A 19,035-nucleotide genomic window follows, 5' to 3' on the forward strand; every position below is an offset into this window, starting at 1 on the left:
TTGATCGTCAGGGAAAGAAGATCGCCTCACCCTTCAGCGCTTCGGCCAGCATCTTCTCATACTTGCCGCGTGGCACGTCGACCGCGCCGAAGCGCTTCAGGTGCTCGGTGGTGAACTGCGTATCGAGCAACGCGAAGCCCCGTTCCTTCAGCCGCTCGACCAGATAAAACAGGCAGGTCTTGGAGGCGTCGGTCTCCCTGGCGAACATGCTCTCGCCAAAGAACACCCGGCCGAGCGACACGCCATAGAGGCCGCCGACCAGCCGATCCTCGCGCCAGGCCTCGACGGAATGGCAGTGGCCCAGCCGATGCAGTTGCACATAGGCTTCGCGGATCGGCGCATTGATCCAGGTCGACCGCCGCTCCTCGCGCTTCTCGGCGCAGCCATCGATCGTCGCTTCGAAATCGAAATCGAAACGGATGTCGAACGGGTGCTTGCGGATCGTCTTCTTCAAGCTCTTGGGCGTGTGAAAACCTTCGAGCGGGATGATGCCGCGCGTCTCCGGCCGCACCCAGAACACTTCGGGATCGCTGGCGCTTTCGGCCATCGGAAAGACGCCCGAGGCATAGGCCTTGAGCAGCAGGTCGGTGGGGATGCGATAGCCGGGCGCGTAGGGGCGGGTCATCGCGTTGCCGCGCTATTCGCCCTTGGCCAGGTATTTTTCCAGCCAGTGGATGTCGTAGTCGCCATTGGCGATGTCCGCATTGCCGACGAGATCGCGAAACAGCGGCAGCGTCGTCTTGATGCCGTCGACGACGAACTCATCCAGGGCCCGCCGCAGCCGCATCATGCACTCGACGCGGTTACGCCCGTGCACGATCAGCTTGCCGATCAGGCTGTCGTAGTAGGGTGGGATCTTGTAGCCGGAATAGACGCCGGAATCGACGCGGATGCCGAGGCCGCCAGGCGTGTGGAAGTGGGTGATGGTGCCGGGCGAGGGGGTGAAGGTGCGCGGGTCCTCGGCATTGATGCGGCATTCGATGGCGTGACCGTTGAACTTGATGTCTTCCTGTTTCACCGAGAGGCCGCCGCCGGAGGCGACGCGGATCTGTTCATGCACCAGATCGATGCCGGTGATCGCTTCCGTCACCGGATGCTCGACCTGCAGGCGCGTGTTCATCTCGATGAAGTAGAATTCGCCGTTCTCGTAGAGAAACTCGATCGTGCCGGCGCCGGAGTAGCCAAGGTCGGCAATGGCCTTGGCGCAGATGTCACCGATGCGGGCGCGCTCCTCGGCATTGAGTGCCGGCGAGGGCGCCTCTTCCCAGACTTTCTGGTGGCGGCGTTGCAGCGAGCAGTCGCGCTCGCCGAAATGGACGCCGCGGCCGAACCCGTCGCCGAACACCTGCACCTCGATATGGCGCGGCTTTTCCAGGTATTTCTCGATGTAGACGGCATCGTCGCCGAAGGCGGCACCCGCTTCCGTGCTCGCTGTCTGCAAGGCGATCTCGAGGTCGGCCTCGGTAAGGGCGACCTTCATACCGCGCCCGCCGCCGCCAGCCGACGCCTTGATGATCACGGGGTAGCCGATCTCGGCGGCAATGCGCTTGGCTTCCTTTTGATCGGTGACGGCGCCGTCCGAACCGGGCACCACCGGGATGCCGAGGCGCTTTGCGGTGCGCTTGGCCTCGATCTTGTCGCCCATGATGCGGATATGGTCGCCGGAGGGACCGATGAAGGTGATGTTGTGCGCGGCCAGGATGTCGGCGAACTTGGCGTTCTCCGACAGGAAGCCATAGCCCGGATGCACCGCGTCGGCGCCGGTGATTTCGCAGGCGGCCACGATCTGATGGATGTTGAGATAGCTGTCGCGCGATGGCGGCGGCCCGATGCAGACGCTCTCGTCGGCCAGCCGCACATGCATGGCGTCGGCGTCGGCGGTCGAATGCACGACCACCGTCTGGATGCCGAGTTCCTTGCAGGCGCGCAAAACCCGGAGCGCGATTTCGCCGCGATTGGCGATGAGAATCTTCTGAAACATCCGGTCCGCTCTACTCGATCACGACGAGCGGCATGCCGTACTCGACCGGCTGCGCGTCCTCGAACAGGATCGCCGTCACCGTGCCGGCGCGGGGCGAGGGGATCTGGTTCATCGTCTTCATAGCCTCGATGATCAGCAGCGTCTGGCCTTCCTTGACCTTCTGGCCGACTTCGATGAACGCCTTGGCGTCGGGCGACGGCGCCAGATAGGCGGTGCCGACCATCGGCGAGGCCACCGCGTTCTTCGACACGTCGACCGTTGCCGGGCCTGCAGCTGCGGCGGGCTGGGCTGCTGCTGGCGCATAAGCTGGTTGCGGCGCTGCGATCGCATGGACGGCAGGGGCCTGCCGCGAGACGCGCACCTTCAGGTCGCCCAGTTCAACCTCGATCTCGGTCAGGTTGGTGTCGTTCAGTATGCCCGCCAGATCGCGGATCAGTTGCTGGTCAACACCGGTCTTCTTTATCGACATTTTCGAGCCTTCTGTTTGTTGGCCGGTCATAGGCGTGCGGCCAGCGCCTGCAGCGCCAGCGTGTAGCCGAGCGGCCCAAAGCCACAGATCATGCCGACGGCAACCGGCGCGACCATGGAGACGTGGCGGAATGATTCCCGCGCATGGATGTTGGAAAGATGGACTTCGGCGACTGGCAGCGGCGCGACGGCGCGGATGGCATCGTGGATCGCGATCGAGGTGTGGCTGTAGGCGCCCGGATTGATGACGATGCCGACCGCCTTGTCTCCGGCTTCCTGAATCCAGTCGACCAGGTCGCCCTCGTGGTTCGACTGGCGGAAATCGATCTCGAACCCAAGCGACGCGCCGGCCTGTTTGCAGTCGTCGGCGATCGCGGCAAGCGTCTTGCCGCCATAGATGCCCGGCTCGCGCTTGCCGAGCGCGTTGAGATTGGGACCGTTCAGGACGAAAACCGTTTTCAAAAAAGCCGACCTTCTTCGGCGCCGACATCAAGCCGGCGCGCTGGGCCCTCTATAATGGGCATAGACGTCCGCGAAAAGAGCGCAAGTGCGTTCTTTCACTGTCCACAACAGGCGGAAATGTGCCCGTGAGAAATGTGCTGGCGAGCAAAATCAGAGTGCGGCTTTCGCCGCCTCGATCTTTTCAGCCAGCACTTCCTGTCCAAGCGCCCCGAACACGACCTCGTTGCCGACCACATAGGACGGCGTGCCGGTGATCGCCAGCTTGTTGGCAAGGTCATAGGTCTTGGAGAAAGCCTCGGGGATCGACGGGTCCTTCATCTTCTCGCGCAGCGTTGCTTCGTCAGCGCCGAGCGAAAGCGCGATCTTGATGGCCGCTGCCTCCGTGGCGCGTCCCTGACCGCCGAGCAGCGCATTGTGGAATTCGCCGTACTTTTCCGGCTTCATCAGGTGGAAGGCCATCGAGACGACGCTCGCTTTCTGCGAATCCGGTCCGAGGATGGGAAATTCCTTGAGCACGAAGCGCAGGTCCGGATCGGCCTTGGTCAGAGCCCGCATGTCGTCGATGGCGCGTTTGCAGAAGCCGCAATTATAGTCGTAGAACTCGACGATGGTGACCTTGCCGTTCGGGTTGCCGACGACGCCGTCGAAGGCCGAGTTGAAGATCTGGTCCTTGGCGTCCTTGATCACGCCCAGATGGGCGATGCGCTGCTCTTCCTTCTGCTTGGCCTCAAGCGCGTCCTGAACCTCCAGCAGCACTTCCGGGTTTTTCAAAAGGTAGTCGCGGATGATGCCTTCGACCTCGGCGCGGTCGATCTTGGTGTCACCCGCCATCTGGACAGGCTGAGCCGTGCCGGCCTTTGCAATCTGTGGGCTTCCGGCCACGAATCCGAAAGCCAGCATGGCAAGGGCGACCGCAATCCCCGTGGTGCCCAGCAGCAGTGCTTTTTTCATCGTTCCTGTTCCTTCTGTCTGTTTTCCGGCCCGGTATACCCGGCTGTGTCGCAGCGCGTGGCCGAAAGGTTCACTTGATCTTGATCTTGTTTGACGGAGTGTAGTTTATGATGTCCTGAGCGCGGAGCCAGCGCGGCTCGCCGCGCTTCATCTGCTGCTGCGCCCGCATGGCGAAAATCTTCGCATCCTTGTAGTTGCCGGAATAGAAGTGACCTTCGGCGGTAGCAAGTTCGGCGCCCGGGATGTCACCCAGTTCGCCATAGGCCTGCGCGAGGTAACGGTATCCGGCGGAATTTTCCTTGTCGCGCCCCAGACCGTTGTTGATCTGCACCACTGCCTTTTTCAGGGAGTCTGGCGTGCCGATGGCCATCAGCGCCTGGCCCCAGGAAACCGGCAGCAGGCCTGACCGCGCCGGATCGAGGCTGACCGCCTTGGCATAGGCGTCCGCGGCATCCTTGGGCCTGTTCGCCTTCATCAGGATATCGCCACGCAATTCCTGAAAATAGGCGTTTTTCGGTTGGGTCTTGATCAGTGCATTGGTCTTGGCGAGCGCGGTGGCGATGTCGCCGAACAGGTAGGTCGCCTGGGCATCGCCATATTGCGCGGCGAGGCTGCCCGGCATCTTGCGTATCAGCCGCGACGCGGCCGCCTGGCCGTCCATGTAGACGGCGATCTTCACACGCATCATGTCGTGCCGCTGCTGCAGCGCCGGCGGGTCGATCTTGTCGACGTAAGGGCTTTGCTTCACCAGCACTTCGAGATTGGCGATACGATCCTGCGGCATCGGATGGCTGATCCGGTAGGGATCGACCTGCGCGCCCGACAGCGACAGCGCCGTCTGGAAACGGTGGAACGTCTTCAGCATGCCCATGCCGGACTGGCCGGTGGCGTTGAGATAGGTGATCGCCGAGCGGTCGGCGGTCATCTCCTCGGTGCGCTGATAGGCGAGGATGCTGCGCTGGGCCATCTCGCCGCCGCCGGCCGCCACGCCCATGCCGGCGCCGGCAAGGCCGCGGCTGTTGGTGGCGGCGCCGGCAGCAATGGCGCCGGCGCCAAGCAATGTGGCGATGATCGCCATCGTCTTGGCGCGTTCGAGCTGGTCGCGCAGTTTCTGCTGGTGGCCACCGGCAATATGGCCGGCTTCGTGCGCGATGACGCCGATGATCTCGTTGGGTGTTTCGGCCGTCATCAGCGCGCCGGTGTTGATGAACAACCGGCGTCCGGTGACGAAGGCATTGAAGCTCTGATCGTTGACCAGGACAATGTCGATCCCGTCATTCGCCAGTCCCGCCGCCTTGAAGATCGGCCGCGCATAGTCGCGCACCAGCGCCTCGATCTCGGCATCGCGTATCACGGGCACGTTCTGGGCGAAGGCGCTGACCGAACTCGCCACCGCAACAACAGCCCCGAGCGAAAGCGTCGCGAAGACGCGCGCTGCCTGGGCAATCGTCGATCTGGGTCGGCTCAACATGACGTGTCCACTGGTAGACGAGCGGGCGAAGGATGAAAAGTCGGCACCGGAAACTTCCTCAACTTGTGATCCTCACATCAATCGGGCATTTGTGCGGCGCATGCGCCAGAAGTTGGCGCCTTCAGCCAGCGGGAATATTGGTTAAATGGTCGTTTCGCTCTCACGTCGTGGCAATGTCGAGCCGTTCCACGCGATGGACATCCTGGCCGAGGCAAACCGGCTGAAGGCCCAGGGTGTCCCGGTTGTTTCCATGGCTGTCGGACAGCCCTCCGATCCGGCACCTGCCCGCGTTCGCGCGGCGGCAGGCAAGGCCTTGCAGCACGGACGCATCGGCTACACCGACACGCTCGGCCTCGCCGCCCTGCGCAAGGCGGTCGCCGAACATTATGCCGATCACTATGGCCTCGATGTTCCATCCAGCCGGATCGCGGTGACCACCGGATCGTCGGCCGCTTTCAACCTCGCCTTTCTGGCCATGTTCGATCCTGGCGACCGCGTCGCCATCGCCACGCCCGGCTATCCCGCCTATCGCAACATCATGGCAGCGCTCGGCATCGAGGTGGTCGAGATCGAGCTTGGCGACGAGGCCTACCTGCATGCCGGCCATCTCGAGACCGCGCATCGCGAGAAACCGCTGAAGGGCGTTCTGTTTGCCAGCCCGGCCAACCCAACTGGCGCTGTCATTCCCGCTGCCGAACTGTCGGCGTTGGTGAAGACGGCGCAAGACCTCGGCATCGCGGTGATCTCCGACGAGATCTACCATCGGCTGGCCTACGCTGCCCCCGACACCACGGCTCTCGCCTATGGAAGCAGCGTGACTGTGATCAATTCCTTCTCGAAATACTATTGCATGACCGGCTGGCGCATCGGCTGGATGGTGCTGCCGGAAGAGCTGGTGCGGCCGGTCGAGCGCATCGCCCAGAGCCTCTACATTTCGCCGCCGGAACTGTCGCAGATCGCAGCGATCGAGGCCTTCGCCGCAACCGAGGAACTGGAGGCGGTCAAGGGCCGCTACGCCTGGAATCGTGAGCTCCTGATGAAACGTCTGCCGGAACTCGGTTTTTCGCTGGCAGCACCCATGGATGGCGCCTTCTATGCCTTTTGCGACGTCACCAGGCACACCAATGACAGCATGGCCTTCGCGCGAAAGATGCTGGCGGAAGCGCATGTGGCCGCAACGCCCGGCCGCGACTTCGACACCCAGGCAGGGCACCGCACCATGCGTTTCTCCTATGCCGGCAGCCACGACGACATGGTCGAGGCGATGGCGCGCATCGAACGCTGGTTGAGGTAGCATCATGCCGGAACTCGAGCAGGCGCTGGCCGAAGTCGCCGCCGAAATGGCCGAACGCACCGATCGTGGCAATGTCGCCACCTACATTCCGCAGCTCGGCAAGGTCGATCCCAAGAAGTTCGGCATCGCCGCCGTCACCAATGACGGCCGTGTGCTGATGGCGGGCGACGCCGACGAGGCCTTTTCGATCCAGAGCATCTCGAAAGTGTTCACGCTGACTTTGGCGCTCGGCAATGTCGGCGACGCGCTGTGGCAGCGGGTCGGACGCGAGCCGTCGGGCAATCCGTTCAACTCGATCGTGCAGCTCGAGCACGAGAACGGCATTCCGCGCAATCCGTTCATCAATGCCGGCGCCATTGTCATTTCCGACATCCTGCTTGCCGGCCACCAGCCGCGCGAGGCGATCGGTGAAATCCTGCGCTTCATCCAGTTCCTGGCCGATGACGAGACCATTATCATCGACCGCGAGGTCGCCGCTTCCGAAAGGGCGACCGGCTATCGCAATTTCGCGCTTGCCAACTACATGAAATCCTTCGGCAATCTCAACCACGAGCCGGAATTGGCGCTGGGCGTCTATTTCCACCACTGCGCCATCGCCATGAGCTGTCGGCAACTGGCGCTCGCCGGCCGTTTCCTCGCCAATGGCGGCAAGAACCCGGCGACCGGGCATTCCGTGGTGTCGGCCGAGCGTGCGCGCCGCATCGGCGCGATGATGCTGACCTGCGGCCACTATGACGGCTCCGGCGACTTTGCCTTCCGCGTCGGCATTCCCGGCAAGAGCGGCGTCGGCGGCGGCATACTGGGCATCGTGCCGGGCGTCGCCTCGCTTGCCGTCTGGTCGCCTGGCCTCAACGCCAACGGCAATTCCAAGCTGGGGTCGATCGCGCTGGAAAAGCTGGCCAGGATGATGAACTGGTCGATCTTCGCGCCATAGCATATCGCCAGCTGTCAGAACGCCAGATATGAAAATCCCGCGCCGTTTTTCGAACGGCACGGGACTCTCTTTTGTCAAAAAATCAACTCAAGCGACTGAAAGGTTTAGAAAAAGCCCTTCCGCTGCCACCAGCCTGCGCGCTTCGGCTTGTCCTCGGTTTTGGCTGCCGGCTCATCCGCGACGGTTGAAGAGACAACCGGCACGACCGGCGCATCGACGGCCGCCGGCTTGCGCCGTGACGGCCGGGCCTTCGAGGGCTTTTCCTCGACAGCCGCGACCACCGTTTCGTCCGCAACCGCCGCCGGAGCCTCGATTGGTGCTTCCTCGGCGACTTCGACAGAAGTCGCCTCGGCGACGGCTTCGGCCGCTGCTTTCTTCGGCTTGGCTGCGCGACGCGGCTTCTTGGGCTTCTCGGCGCTCGGCACCTCGTCGCTCACCGCAGCCACTGGCTCTTCGACGGGCGCGGCGATAACCGGCTCGATCGATGCAGCCTCGCTTGCGGAAGCGTCGCCCTCGGAAGGTTCGGTCGTTTCGCCGACACTTGCCTCGGTCTCGCCTTCACCGTCTTCACGGCGGTTGCGCTTGCCACCGCGTTTGCCGCGCCGACGCTTCTTGCCTTGGCCCTCATCCGAAGCCTGGACCGTTTCGTCCGTTTCGGCAGCGCCGAGCGGAGCAGTGTCGTCCGTTTCGGTGTCGTCGTCTGTCGGGTTCGCCGATTCGGAGAAATCGCCCGCCGGAGCGGAGACAGAGGCACCGTCCGTAGCGGCGCCATGTTCGCGATCGCGATCCTTGCCACCGCGCCGCCTGCGGCGTTTGCGACGCTTGCGGTCACGGCCTTCGCCTTCCTCTCCGCTGGCAGGTCGCGGCTGCTGTTGCTGCGGCTGCTGGCGGGGCTGCTCGGCCTGCGCCGGTGCCTCGTCGTCTTCCTCCACGGCGATAATCTCGTCCTCGGGCTCGTCCGGCTCGACATAGGCCGGGAAGCTCCGGGCTTCGACAAAGCCTTCCGGCTTTTCAGCCAGCGCGCCGCGGAAGATCGCATAGTGCTGCGCACCAACCGAATCGTCGGCCTCGATGGTGATGGTCAGGCCGAAGCGGCTTTCGAGTTCCACCAACGTACCGCGCTTGTGGTTGAGCACATAGAGCGCAGTGGCCGCCGGTGTCCGCACGGTGATGTGGCTGCGCGAATCCTTGAGCAGGAATTCCTCGATCGCCCGCACCACCATCAGCGCGACGGACGAATCGGAACGCACATGGCCGGTGCCGCCACAGTGCGGGCAGGGCTTCATGGTCGATTCCAGCACGCTCGCGCGGATGCGCTGGCGTGACATCTCCATCAGGCCGAAATGCGAGATGCGGCCGACCTGGATGCGCGCGCGGTCGTTCTTGAGGTGGTCCTTCAACCGCTTCTCGACGGAGCGGTTGTTGCGGTTCTCCTCCATGTCGATGAAGTCGATGACGATCAGGCCGGCGAGATCGCGCAGCCTGAGCTGGCGGGCGACTTCCTCCGCCGCTTCCAGATTGGTATGGAGCGCCGTGTCCTCGATCGAGTGCTCCTTGGTGGAGCGGCCCGAATTGACGTCGATAGCGACCAGCGCCTCGGTCTGGTTGATGATGATGTAGCCGCCACTTTTCAGCGTCACTTGCGGCTGCAGCATGCGGTCGAGCTGTGCCTCGATGCCGTTGCGCACGAAGATCGGCGTCGTGTCGCGGAAGGGCTGGACGACCTTGGCATGGCTGGGCATCAGCATGCGCATGAAGTCCTTGGCCTCGCGATAGCCTTCCTCGCCGGAGACGAGGATCTCGTCGATATCCTTGTTGTAGAGGTCGCGCACCGAACGCTTGATCAGGCTGCCTTCCTCATAGACCAGGGCAGGGGCCGTCGACTGCAAGGTGAGATTGCGGACATTTTCCCAAAGCCGCATCAGGTATTCGTAGTCGCGCTTGATCTCGGCCTTGGTGCGGCTCTCGCCGGCGGTGCGCAGGATGACGCCCATGCCCTGCGGCACTTCGAGATCGGCAACCACCTCCTTGAGGCGCTTGCGGTCGACCGCGCTGGTGATCTTGCGCGAAATGCCGCCGCCGCGCGCCGTGTTCGGCATCAGCACAGAATAGCGGCCGGCGAGCGAAAGATAGGTTGTCAGTGCGGCGCCCTTGTTGCCGCGTTCTTCCTTGACGACCTGCACCAGCAGAATCTGCCGGCGCTTGATCACTTCCTGGATCTTGTATTGGCGGCGCACCGGCTTGCGGCGGTTGCGCACTTCCTCCAGCGCATCCTCGGCGCCGACCGATTCGATCTCGTGATCATCCGGATGCGATGACTGCACCTCCTCCAGCATGCCACGATCGTTGTCGCCGGACGTCGCTTCGCTTCCCTGTTCCGCCTGCGGGACGGCTTCGGAAATCACATCGGCCTCGATGGAGGCCGCGATGGACGTGGGACCGCCTTCGCGGGGTTCGGTTTCGCCCTGGTCGGCTGAATCCTCGCTATGGTCGGACGTAGCGGCGTGTTCCGATGTATCGGCAGCGTGTTCGATGGTCTCGAAAGCCGGAGAGGCGTCTTCAGCAACCGCATCGGCATCGCCGCTGTTGTCGTTGCCTTCGCCTGCCTCACCGGAATCGGCTGCGCCCGCATCGCGCCTGTGTTCACCGCGGTCGCGGCTCTTGCCGCCACGCCGGCGCCCGCGCCGTCCGCGATCGCGGCTCTGGCGATCGTCGCCTTCGCCGTCCTCGTCCTCCTCGTCCTCAGCCTCCTGCGCTTCCGCGCGCAGCAGTGCCTGACGGTCGGCGACCGGAATCTGGTAGTAGTCGGGGTGTATTTCACTGAAGGCGAGAAAACCGTGACGGTTGCCGCCATATTCGACAAAGGCTGCCTGAAGGGAGGGTTCGACGCGCGTTACGCGGGCGAGGTAGATATTTCCTTTGAGCTGCTTCTTGTCCTGGGATTCAAAGTCGAATTCTTCGATACGGTTACCGCGTACGACGACAACTCGTGTTTCCTCCGGGTGGGAGGCGTCTATCAGCATTTTGTTGGGCATTATTTCGTTTCCCCCCGGCAGCCGTCAGCCGCAGCTTGCGAGGCAATGCTTGCTGCTGCGTGTCTGGAGTGTGGGTGCCGGATGTCTGAATGTCCGCCGGCCGCCGCTTGAGCGCCATGGCGGTGCCGCCCGCAGCCATAATGGCGCGGTTTGATGCGGACCTTTCCATGATTGCGCTTGAAGCCATCGTCACCAGCAGAACCTTTTGAACCAAAGCCCGGCAAACCGGACCAGCTTGTTTGCTCATACAGAGCCGGCGCGGGAACAAACCCGGCCGTTTTCCTCACGCAGGCGATTCCCCCGCCACGGGCGCACACCTGCGAAATTCGTCGCGATCACCTGAGGCCTTTTCGCGTGAAGCGAAAGGAGCCGCCCTTCGTCTGACCCTGTAGCAGGAAGCTGCGGAGGAGGGCGGTTCCAGGATTGCAGTGATCCACCATCGCTTTTATGATTTGGCGGGGTGGAAGGCAACCCCGATTTCCGATGCCGGCAAAAAGCGGTTCCGTAACGTAAGAACAGGTTCAGACCCTTGCATGAAAAGGCTTGGTTAACCTTCTCTGGATACCAATCGTTAATCGAATTCGCGGCCTAACCGGCACTTCGACGAAACGACCGGGCGCCTGCGCCAAACCGGGAGCGACTGGAAAGAGATGGGACTGGCGGACTTCACAGACAAGGGATGTCGTGTTGGCGGCCAGATTCTCGGCGTCTTTTGTCTTTTGCTGCTGCTGGTGGTCGCTTCCGCTTTTTCCGCCGTTGCCAATGCCGCCGACGCACCGCTCGTGGCAACCGGCTACAAGATGGCGGGCGATGCCACCAAGATGCGCATCGTCATCGATTTCGATCGCGAACCTGATGTCAAATGGTTCCTGCTGCGCGGTCCCAACCGCCTTGTCATCGATCTCGCGAATACGAGATTTGCAATTGGCGCCAAGGACCTGAAGGCGCGCGGCTTGGTCAGGGGCGTACGTCTGGGCGCGCTCGGCGATGGCGTTTCGCGGCTGATTCTCACCGGCAAGGGGCCGTTCGCCGTCGACAAGCTCGATGTGCTCAAGAACGAGGATGGAACTGGCTACCGCATCGCCATCGACATGTCGGCCGCCTCCGAACGGGAGTTTGACGCCGCACTTGCCAATCAGGCGCTGACCACTGGCTCGACGGTTTCGACCGACAAGGGGGGGCGGGTCGGCACCGGGCCGGTCTCCAATCCGGGTCACCGCTTCACCGTTGTCATCGATCCTGGCCATGGCGGCATCGACGGCGGCGCCGAGGGCCTCAACGGCACGATCGAGAAGAATGTCACGCTCGCCTTCGCCACGGAGTTGCGGGACAAGCTCGCAGCCGTCGACAAATACGATGTCTTCATGACGCGCGATACCGACGAGTACCTGCGCCTGGACGACCGCGTGCGCATCGCCAGGCAGCACGAGGCCGATCTGCTCATTTCCATCCATGCCGACACCATCAGCGTCAAGGGCATCCGCGGCGCCACCGTCTACACCATATCCGACAAGGCTTCGGATCCCGAGGCGCAGGCGCTCGCCGACCGCGAAAACCTCTCCGACCAGTTCGCCGGCATGGAAATCAAGAACGACAACAAGGAGGTGACCGACATCCTGATCGATCTGATCCGCCGCGAGACGCACAATTTCTCGATGAGTTTCGCCCACACGCTGGTCGGACAGCTTTCGACCAGTGTCGGCCTCATCAACAATCCGCAGCGTTCCGCCGGATTCAAGGTGCTGAAAGCACCGGACGTGCCATCCGTTCTGGTCGAACTCGGTTATCTCTCCAATGCCAAGGACGAGGCGCAGCTGCTCGACGCCGGTTGGCGCGGCAAGGCAGCTCAAAGCATCACCAACGCCGTCGCATTGTTCGCCTCCGCCCGTACCGGAGCGGGTGCCGGCGGCTGACATGCCCGGCGGCGCCTGCAACCAGAGGCGGCGTTGCGCGACGACAACACCTGGTGCCTTTATTTCCGCCTTGCGGTCACGAAATCAGTCATTGCCGTATTTTGTCCACATGGTGGCGACATGGGTTTTCGATTGCGGTTTGGGACCGGTTCGAAAGCTTGCGCGAAAGGCGGCTTCGTCTAGGAAATTCCCGAACCAAGGACTGGAGCGGGTATGATTCGTCTCATTGGCTATTTTTTCGGCATCGGCACGACGCTGGCCCTTCTGGTCGCGGCGGGCGTTGCGCTTTACATCGGCCATGTAGCAAAGGATCTGCCTGACTACGAAGTGCTGGCCAAGTACGAGCCGCCGGTGACCACCCGCATCCATGCCTCGGATGGCTCGCTGATGGCGGAGTATGCGCGCGAACGGCGTCTGTATTTGCCGATTCAGGCGATCCCGGATCGGGTCAAGGCGGCCTTTTTGTCCGCCGAGGACAAGAACTTCTATACCCACCCTGGCGTCGACATAACGGGACTGGGCCGGGCCATGCTCACTTACGTTTCGGGTGGACCGATGCAGGGTGGTTCGACCATCACCCAACAGGTTGCCAAGAACTTCCTTCTCACCAACGAGCGCTCCCTGGAACGCAAGGCCAAGGAGGCCATCCTTTCGTTCCGCATCGAACAGGCCTATTCCAAGGATCGTATCCTTGAGCTCTATCTCAACGAGATTTTCTTTGGCTTCAACGCCTATGGTGTCGCCGGCGCCGCACTGACCTATTTCGATAAGTCGGTGAACGAACTGACCGTGGCCGAAGCCGCCTATCTGGCTTCGCTCCCGAAAGGTCCGGCCAACTACAATCCCTTCAAACACGCCGATCGTGCGCTTGAGCGGCGAAACTGGGTCATCGGCCAGATGGTCGAGAACGGTTACGTGACCCCTGAAGAGGGTGCGAAGGCGAAGGCCGAGCCGCTTGGCGTCGTCCCACGCCGCACCGGCTCCTATTTGTTCGCGGGCGAGTATTTTACCGAAGAGGTTCGTCGGCAGATCATCGCCCGCTATGGCGAGAATGCGCTCTATGAGGGCGGCCTTTCCATTCGCACGACCCTTGATCCGAAAGTTCAGCTCATCGCCCGCACGGCGATGCAGAATGGGTTGATGAAATACGACACGTTGCGCGGCTATCGCGGGCCGGTGACGTCAATCGACGTGTCCGGTGACTGGGGCGCTGCACTGGGTGCCGTCAAAGGACTGGAAGATGTGCCCGAATGGTCGCTCGCCGTCGTGCTCGACAGTTCGGAGTCCGGTCTGTCGATCGGCCTGCAGCCCGCGCGCCAGGCGTCGGGCGAGATCGTCAAGGAACGCGTCGAAGGCACCGTCAGCAAGGAGGACATGGGTTTCGCCATGCGCCATGTCGTCGGTGGCAAGACCGTCAAGGCCAAGTCGCCGGCGGACGTGTTGAAGCCGGGCGATGTCATCTTTGTGCAGAAGAACGAAGGCGCCGAAGGCGCCTACAGCCTGCGTCAGGTTCCTGAGGTGGAGGGTGGCCTTATCGCCATGGACCCCCATACCGGTCGCGTGCTGGCCATGGTCGGCGGCTTCTCCTACGCACAGTCGGAATTCAATCGTGCAACGCAAGCCATGCGTCAGCCAGGTTCTTCGTTCAAGCCGATCGTTTATTCGGCCGCGCTCGACAATGGCTATACGCCGGCCTCTGTGATCATGGACGGGCCAATCACCATCCAGAGCGGCAACACCACCTGGACACCGAAGAACTACGACGGCACGGTGGCGGGCCCGGCGACGCTGCGCTCCGGCATCGAGAAGTCGCGCAACCTGATGACGGTGCGGCTTGCCAATGACATGGGCATGAAGCTGGTGGTGGAATACGCCGAGCGCTTTGGTGTCTACGATCACCTGGCACCGTATCTGCCGATGGCCCTGGGCTCCGGCGAAACGACCGTGATGCGCATGGTATCGGCCTATTCGATCATGGCCAATGGCGGCAAGTCGATCAAGCCGTCGCTGATCGACCGTATCCAGGATCGCTACGGCAAGACGGTGTTCAAGCAGGACGAGCGCGGCTGCGAAGGCTGCAATGCGCCCGAATGGCAGAACCAGCCGGAGCCGGAACTGGTCGACAATTCCGAGCAGGTGCTCGATCCGATGACGGCCTATCAGATCACCTCGATGATGGAAGGTGTGGTGCAGCGCGGCACCGGCGCCACCATCGGTGAACTTGGCCGCCACATCGCGGGCAAGACCGGAACGACGAACGACGAAAAGGACGCTTGGTTCATCGGTTACACGCCCAACCTCGTCGTCGGTCTCTACATGGGCTACGACACGCCGCGCGGGCTTGGCCATGGCGCCACCGGTGGTGGTCTCGCCGCGCCTATCTTCAAGGACTTCATGCGGGTGGCGCTGGACGGCACACCCAATGTCGACTTCAAGGTTCCGGATGGCATGAATCTGGTCGCCATCAATCGCAAGACCGGCATGCGTGCCGCGTCGGGCGATCCGGGCACCATCATCGAAGCCTTCAAGCCGGGTACCGGTCCCGCCGACAGCTATTGGGTGATCGGCATGGGCGCCGACGGCTCCAATGGTTCCGGTGGCGCGCTGTCGCCGCAGGCCAACCAGGCTATACAGGACGGCGGCGGCGGTCTTTACTGACGATTTTCATGGGCGGATGGGCTGGCCTTGCGCCAGCCCATTTTGCTTTACAGCCGGCGGCAGCCTCCCTATGTATCGCGCCGACCGATCGCCATTTCAGCAAACAGGACGAACAGCCAGCCATGCGCGCGGAAACGCAAAACATCGTCGACGAGATCAGGCAGGCGATAACCCTGCTGAGGAGGCATCTTTGACTGGGATCAGGCCATAAAACGGCTTGAATACCTCAATGTGCGCGCCGAGGACGCCAGCCTCTGGAACGAACCGCTGGAAGCGCAGAAACTGATGCGCGAACGCCAGGGCCTCGAGGAAGGCATCGCGTCGGTGAAGGGGCTGACGCAGGCGCTCGAGGACAATATCGGCCTGATTGAGCTCGGTGAGGAAGAGCACGACGAAGGCGTCGTCGCCGAGGCCGAAGCCGCGATCCGTTCGATGCGCGGCGAGGCAAAGGCCCGCCAGATCGAGACGCTGCTGTCGGGTGAGGCCGACGCCAACGACACCTATCTCGAAGTCCATGCAGGCGCCGGTGGCACCGAGAGCCAGGACTGGGCCTCGATGCTGCTGCGCATGTACACGCGCTGGGCCGAGCGTCGCCGCTTCAAGGTCGAGATACTGGAAGTGCATGACGGCGAAGAAGCCGGCATCAAGTCAGCCACGCTGCTGATCAAGGGCCATAATGCCTATGGCTGGCTGAAGACGGAATCGGGCGTCCATCGCCTGGTGCGCATTTCGCCATACGACAGCAATGCACGCCGCCACACGTCATTTGCCAGCATCTGGGTCTATCCGGTCATCGACGACACGATCGAGATCGATGTCTCCGAATCCGATGTCCGCATCGACACCTATCGCTCGTCCGGCTCGGGCGGCCAGCACGTCAACACCACCGATTCGGCAGTGCGCATCACCCATCTCGCCACCGGCATCGCCGTCGCTTGCCAGGCCGAACGCTCGCAGCACAAGAACAAGGCCAAGGCCTGGGAGATGTTGCGCTCGCGCCTCTACGAAGAAGAGCTGAAGAAGCGTGAGGCGGTTGCGAACGCCACCGAAGCGTCGAAGAGCGATATTGGCTGGGGTCACCAGATCCGCTCCTATGTTTTGCAGCCATATCAGTTGGTGAAGGATCTTCGCACCGGCGTCGAGAGCACCAGCCCGTCGAGCGTGCTCGACGGCGACCTCGACGACTTCATGGAAGCCTCGTTGTCGCAGCGTATCGAGGGCGGTGCGGGTGAGGTTGTGGCGGACCTGGATTGACGCATGTTGCCCCCAAATGCGCGCAGCGACTTGGGGGCAAAGAAATGCGTAAGAACAGTGACTTAAAGCGCGTTGCGTGGCTCCGCTTCAACGCAGCTCGCTTCAGGCCTCAGAACAGCGGCTTGACATGGATCTGGGGTGGGCGATGGCTCGCAAGCTTGCCGGAAAATGCCTCTGCGGTGCTGTGCAATACGTCGTGAAGGACGAGTTCGCTTACGCGGCCAACTGCCACTGCTCCAATTGCCGACGAGCCACCGGCTCGGCCTTCAAGCCGTTCGCCGGTATCGAGCGCGACAAGCTTGTCTTGACGCAAGGCAAGAGCAACCTTCTGATCTTTGGCGACCAGAGCGGCCATGACGCGCACTGCGGGCTGTGTGGTTCACTGCTCTATTCGCTGGTCCGCGAAGCAACCTTCTTCCATGTCGCCATGGGGACCCTTGTCGACGAGCCGTCCATCCGTCCGTCCGCCCACATTTTCGTGGGTTCGAAGGCAAGCTGGTTCACCATCACCGACGAGTTGCCGCAATATGAAGAGCATGTCGTGGCTGCCAAAGCCGCCGACCAATAGCGTCGGCCGGCCACCAGCAATTTCTTGCGCCGACTCACATTTCGGCTCACCATCACGGCGTTGAGGGGAGACAAAAGCATTTATGGCCGGGCGCGGCATATCTGCAAGCTGACGATCGGCCGCTGGGGAAGACACGTTCTGGGAAGGGGCAAGCGAAACGCTTGAACCTCGTTTGAAAGGAACGTTCCCATGTTTGCCGCCAGGTCCAGATCGGCCATTGCCGTTCAATCGGTTGGCCAGCTTCTCCTCCCCTTTTGCGCAACCTTTGCAGTCTTGGCGCTGATGGCGCCGGCCTTGGCGCATGACGCCAAGCCGACCTCGGCGAAGCCGCAAGGCTGGAGCTACCCGTTCGCCTGCTGCGCTAACTACGATTGCCACGAGGTGTCGCAGACTTCGATCAGCGAGCGCCCGGAGGGCTATGTCATCAAGGACACGGGGGAGGTGGTGGCCTACAGCGACAGGCGGATCAAGGATTCGCCCGACGGCGAATTCCATTGGTGCGCGCATCAGGCCGGGCTCGACGCCGGCAAGACCATCTGCCTGTTCGTGCCGCCATCGTCTTACTAGGCCTCTTCTGGTTTGGACCAGGCCAGGGAGGAGCCAGGTTCTCCAGCCAGATTGCTGACGGACAGTTGTCAGGAGCGCCCCTTTATGCTGCCCTTGCCGCGCGAGGCGGCGGGCGACAGGAGGAAGTTCGTTGATGACCATCAAGGCAAGCTGTCATTGCAGGGCGACGACATTCGAGGTTTCGCAAGCACCGCAGACGGTGACGCAATGCACCTGTTCATTCTGCTCGAAACGCGGTTCGCTGTGGGCCTACTACACGCCATCGCAATTCAAGCTCACCAGTCCGCCGGAAAACGTTTCTGTCTACGAGTGGGGATCGAAAACCGTAAAGCATGGGTTTTGCGCCACCTGCGGCTGCGGCACGTTCACGGAGACACCGGACTGGTCGACTGGCAAGCCGGATTTCGACAATCCCAAGATCAGCGTCAATTCGCGGCTGTTCGATGATTTCGATCTCGACAAGGTCGAAGTGGTGGTCATCGACGGCAAGAATCTCTGGTAGCCCAACACGGCAATGCCGCGCTTTGCGGATCAATTTGGTCCCTCGGGGAAAAGCCGCGGGTGGCGCTTTTGCCGTTCCGCTTTTTGCCGCATTTCATGTACAAGACGCGGGAAGGGCTGATTTGGCGCCGTCTCAAGGCGCGACTTGGAGAGGGACCATCCTATGAAGAAGACCGTGCTCGTCGTTGTGGCGACGGCTCTGTTCGTGAGCGCCTGCACCACCACCGATCCGTATACCGGCGACCAGAAGATTTCCAACACGGCCGCCGGTGCGGGCCTTGGCGCTCTGGCGGGTGCCAGCCTTGGGCTGCTTGCCGGTGGCAATGACCGCCGCAACGCGCTGATCGGCGCTGGCATCGGCGCGCTGGCCGGCGGCGCCATCGGTGCCACAATGGACCAGAACGAGGCCGAGCTGCGCCGGCAGCTCGAGGGCACCGGTGTCAGCGTCACCCGCAGCGGCGACCAGATCATCCTCAACATGCCGTCCGACATCACCTTCAACACGGATCAGGATGCGGTGAAGCCCGGCTTCTACCAGGTGCTGAACTCGGTCGCGCTGGTGCTGAAGAAGTTCAAACAGACCACGGTCGATGTCTTCGGTCACACCGATTCGACTGGCGGCGACCAGCACAATTTCGATCTGTCGCAGCGTCGCGCGTTGGCGGTCGCCAATTATCTGGCCGGTCAGGGCGTCGATCAGCGCCGCTTCGCCGTCACCGGCTTCGGCGAGACTCGTCCCGTCGCATCCAACGCGACGGCCGAAGGCCGCGCCCAGAACCGCCGCGTCGAGATCCAGCTGTCGCCGCTCACCTGATCTGTTAGGCAAGCGAATGCGAAACGGCCCCATGTGGGGCCGTTTTTGTTTGAGCGGACGTCGACTGAGCGGACGTCGGCAGTCTTCAGATTGGCGCACATCGTAGAATTAGCTAGTTCTAAATAACTACTTTCCGGCGGCCATCGAAAGGACTAGCATCGTCG

The 19,035-nt window shown here is 62.4% G+C and carries 16 protein-coding genes; 9 read left to right on the top strand and 7 right to left on the bottom strand.

Annotated elements, in window-relative coordinates; translation table 11 throughout:
• Window positions 1-7: 7 nt before the first annotated feature.
• From aat to NR193_RS11690, 6 genes are all read right to left on the bottom strand, one after another.
• On the bottom strand, window positions 8-625 hold the full coding sequence (gene aat / locus NR193_RS11665) for a leucyl/phenylalanyl-tRNA--protein transferase (protein ID WP_256750976.1): 618 nt from the start codon (window positions 623-625) through the stop codon (window positions 8-10).
• A gap of 12 nt (window positions 626-637) precedes the next feature.
• Complete coding sequence (gene accC, locus NR193_RS11670; RefSeq protein ID WP_256750977.1) at window positions 638-1,981, bottom strand: acetyl-CoA carboxylase biotin carboxylase subunit; 1,344 nt, start codon at window positions 1,979-1,981, stop codon at window positions 638-640.
• A 10-nt stretch (window positions 1,982-1,991) separates the two neighbouring features.
• A complete protein-coding gene (gene accB / locus NR193_RS11675) occupies window positions 1,992-2,450 on the bottom strand; it encodes an acetyl-CoA carboxylase biotin carboxyl carrier protein (protein WP_091578528.1) in 459 nt (152 codons plus the stop codon).
• A 26-nt stretch (window positions 2,451-2,476) separates the two neighbouring features.
• Window positions 2,477-2,911 (bottom strand): type II 3-dehydroquinate dehydratase, encoded by a 435-nt coding sequence (gene aroQ / locus NR193_RS11680; protein WP_091578434.1) that lies wholly within the window; start codon window positions 2,909-2,911, stop codon window positions 2,477-2,479.
• 150 nt (window positions 2,912-3,061) lie between these two features.
• The gene (locus NR193_RS11685; RefSeq protein WP_256750978.1) at window positions 3,062-3,862 is read right to left on the bottom strand and encodes a DsbA family protein; all 801 of its coding nucleotides are present in this window, start codon (window positions 3,860-3,862) and stop codon (window positions 3,062-3,064) included.
• Between the two features lie 70 nt (window positions 3,863-3,932).
• Window positions 3,933-5,333, bottom strand: a complete 1,401-nt coding sequence (locus tag NR193_RS11690) for a M48 family metalloprotease (RefSeq protein ID WP_256750979.1) — start codon at window positions 5,331-5,333, stop codon at window positions 3,933-3,935.
• 145 nt (window positions 5,334-5,478) lie between these two features.
• Here NR193_RS11690 and NR193_RS11695 point away from each other — a divergent pair, with 145 nt between their 5' ends.
• The gene (locus NR193_RS11695) at window positions 5,479-6,627 is read left to right on the top strand and encodes a pyridoxal phosphate-dependent aminotransferase (RefSeq protein ID WP_256750980.1); all 1,149 of its coding nucleotides are present in this window, start codon (window positions 5,479-5,481) and stop codon (window positions 6,625-6,627) included.
• A 4-nt stretch (window positions 6,628-6,631) separates the two neighbouring features.
• Complete coding sequence (locus tag NR193_RS11700) at window positions 6,632-7,561, top strand: glutaminase (protein WP_256750981.1); 930 nt, start codon at window positions 6,632-6,634, stop codon at window positions 7,559-7,561.
• Window positions 7,562-7,665: 104 nt separating this feature from the next.
• On the opposite strand, the gene NR193_RS11705 is transcribed toward NR193_RS11700, so the two are convergent.
• On the bottom strand, window positions 7,666-10,596 hold the full coding sequence (locus NR193_RS11705; protein ID WP_256750982.1) for a ribonuclease E/G: 2,931 nt from the start codon (window positions 10,594-10,596) through the stop codon (window positions 7,666-7,668).
• Window positions 10,597-11,246: 650 nt separating this feature from the next.
• Between NR193_RS11705 and NR193_RS11710 the strand changes: the two genes are divergently transcribed.
• The 7 genes from NR193_RS11710 to NR193_RS11740 all read left to right on the top strand — a co-directional run bounded on the left by NR193_RS11710 (window position 11,247) and on the right by NR193_RS11740 (window position 18,871).
• On the top strand, window positions 11,247-12,509 hold the full coding sequence (locus NR193_RS11710; RefSeq protein ID WP_256750983.1) for an N-acetylmuramoyl-L-alanine amidase: 1,263 nt from the start codon (window positions 11,247-11,249) through the stop codon (window positions 12,507-12,509).
• A 213-nt stretch (window positions 12,510-12,722) separates the two neighbouring features.
• Window positions 12,723-15,167: a penicillin-binding protein 1A gene (locus NR193_RS11715; RefSeq protein WP_256750984.1), complete on the top strand. Its 2,445-nt coding sequence runs from the start codon at window positions 12,723-12,725 to the stop codon at window positions 15,165-15,167.
• Between the two features lie 122 nt (window positions 15,168-15,289).
• A protein-coding gene (gene prfB / locus NR193_RS11720) for a peptide chain release factor 2 (RefSeq protein ID WP_256750985.1) occupies window positions 15,290-16,421 on the top strand; the annotation gives its coding sequence in 2 pieces (ribosomal slippage) (window positions 15,290-15,355 and window positions 15,357-16,421; 1,131 coding nt in all).
• Window positions 16,422-16,566: 145 nt separating this feature from the next.
• Window positions 16,567-16,989 carry a GFA family protein gene (locus NR193_RS11725; protein ID WP_256750986.1) on the top strand — a complete coding sequence of 141 codons (423 nt, stop codon included), beginning with the start codon at window positions 16,567-16,569 and terminating at the stop codon, window positions 16,987-16,989.
• 189 nt (window positions 16,990-17,178) lie between these two features.
• Window positions 17,179-17,556: a hypothetical protein gene (locus NR193_RS11730; RefSeq protein WP_256750987.1), complete on the top strand. Its 378-nt coding sequence runs from the start codon at window positions 17,179-17,181 to the stop codon at window positions 17,554-17,556.
• 133 nt (window positions 17,557-17,689) lie between these two features.
• Window positions 17,690-18,058, top strand: coding sequence for a GFA family protein (locus tag NR193_RS11735; RefSeq protein ID WP_256750988.1), 369 nt, complete (start codon window positions 17,690-17,692; stop codon window positions 18,056-18,058).
• 162 nt (window positions 18,059-18,220) lie between these two features.
• The gene (locus NR193_RS11740; protein WP_256750989.1) at window positions 18,221-18,871 is read left to right on the top strand and encodes an OmpA family protein; all 651 of its coding nucleotides are present in this window, start codon (window positions 18,221-18,223) and stop codon (window positions 18,869-18,871) included.
• Window positions 18,872-19,035: the final 164 nt, after the last annotated feature.

The organism is Mesorhizobium sp. Mes31 (assembly GCF_024519675.1).
Classification (GTDB): Bacteria; Pseudomonadota; Alphaproteobacteria; order Rhizobiales; family Rhizobiaceae; genus Mesorhizobium.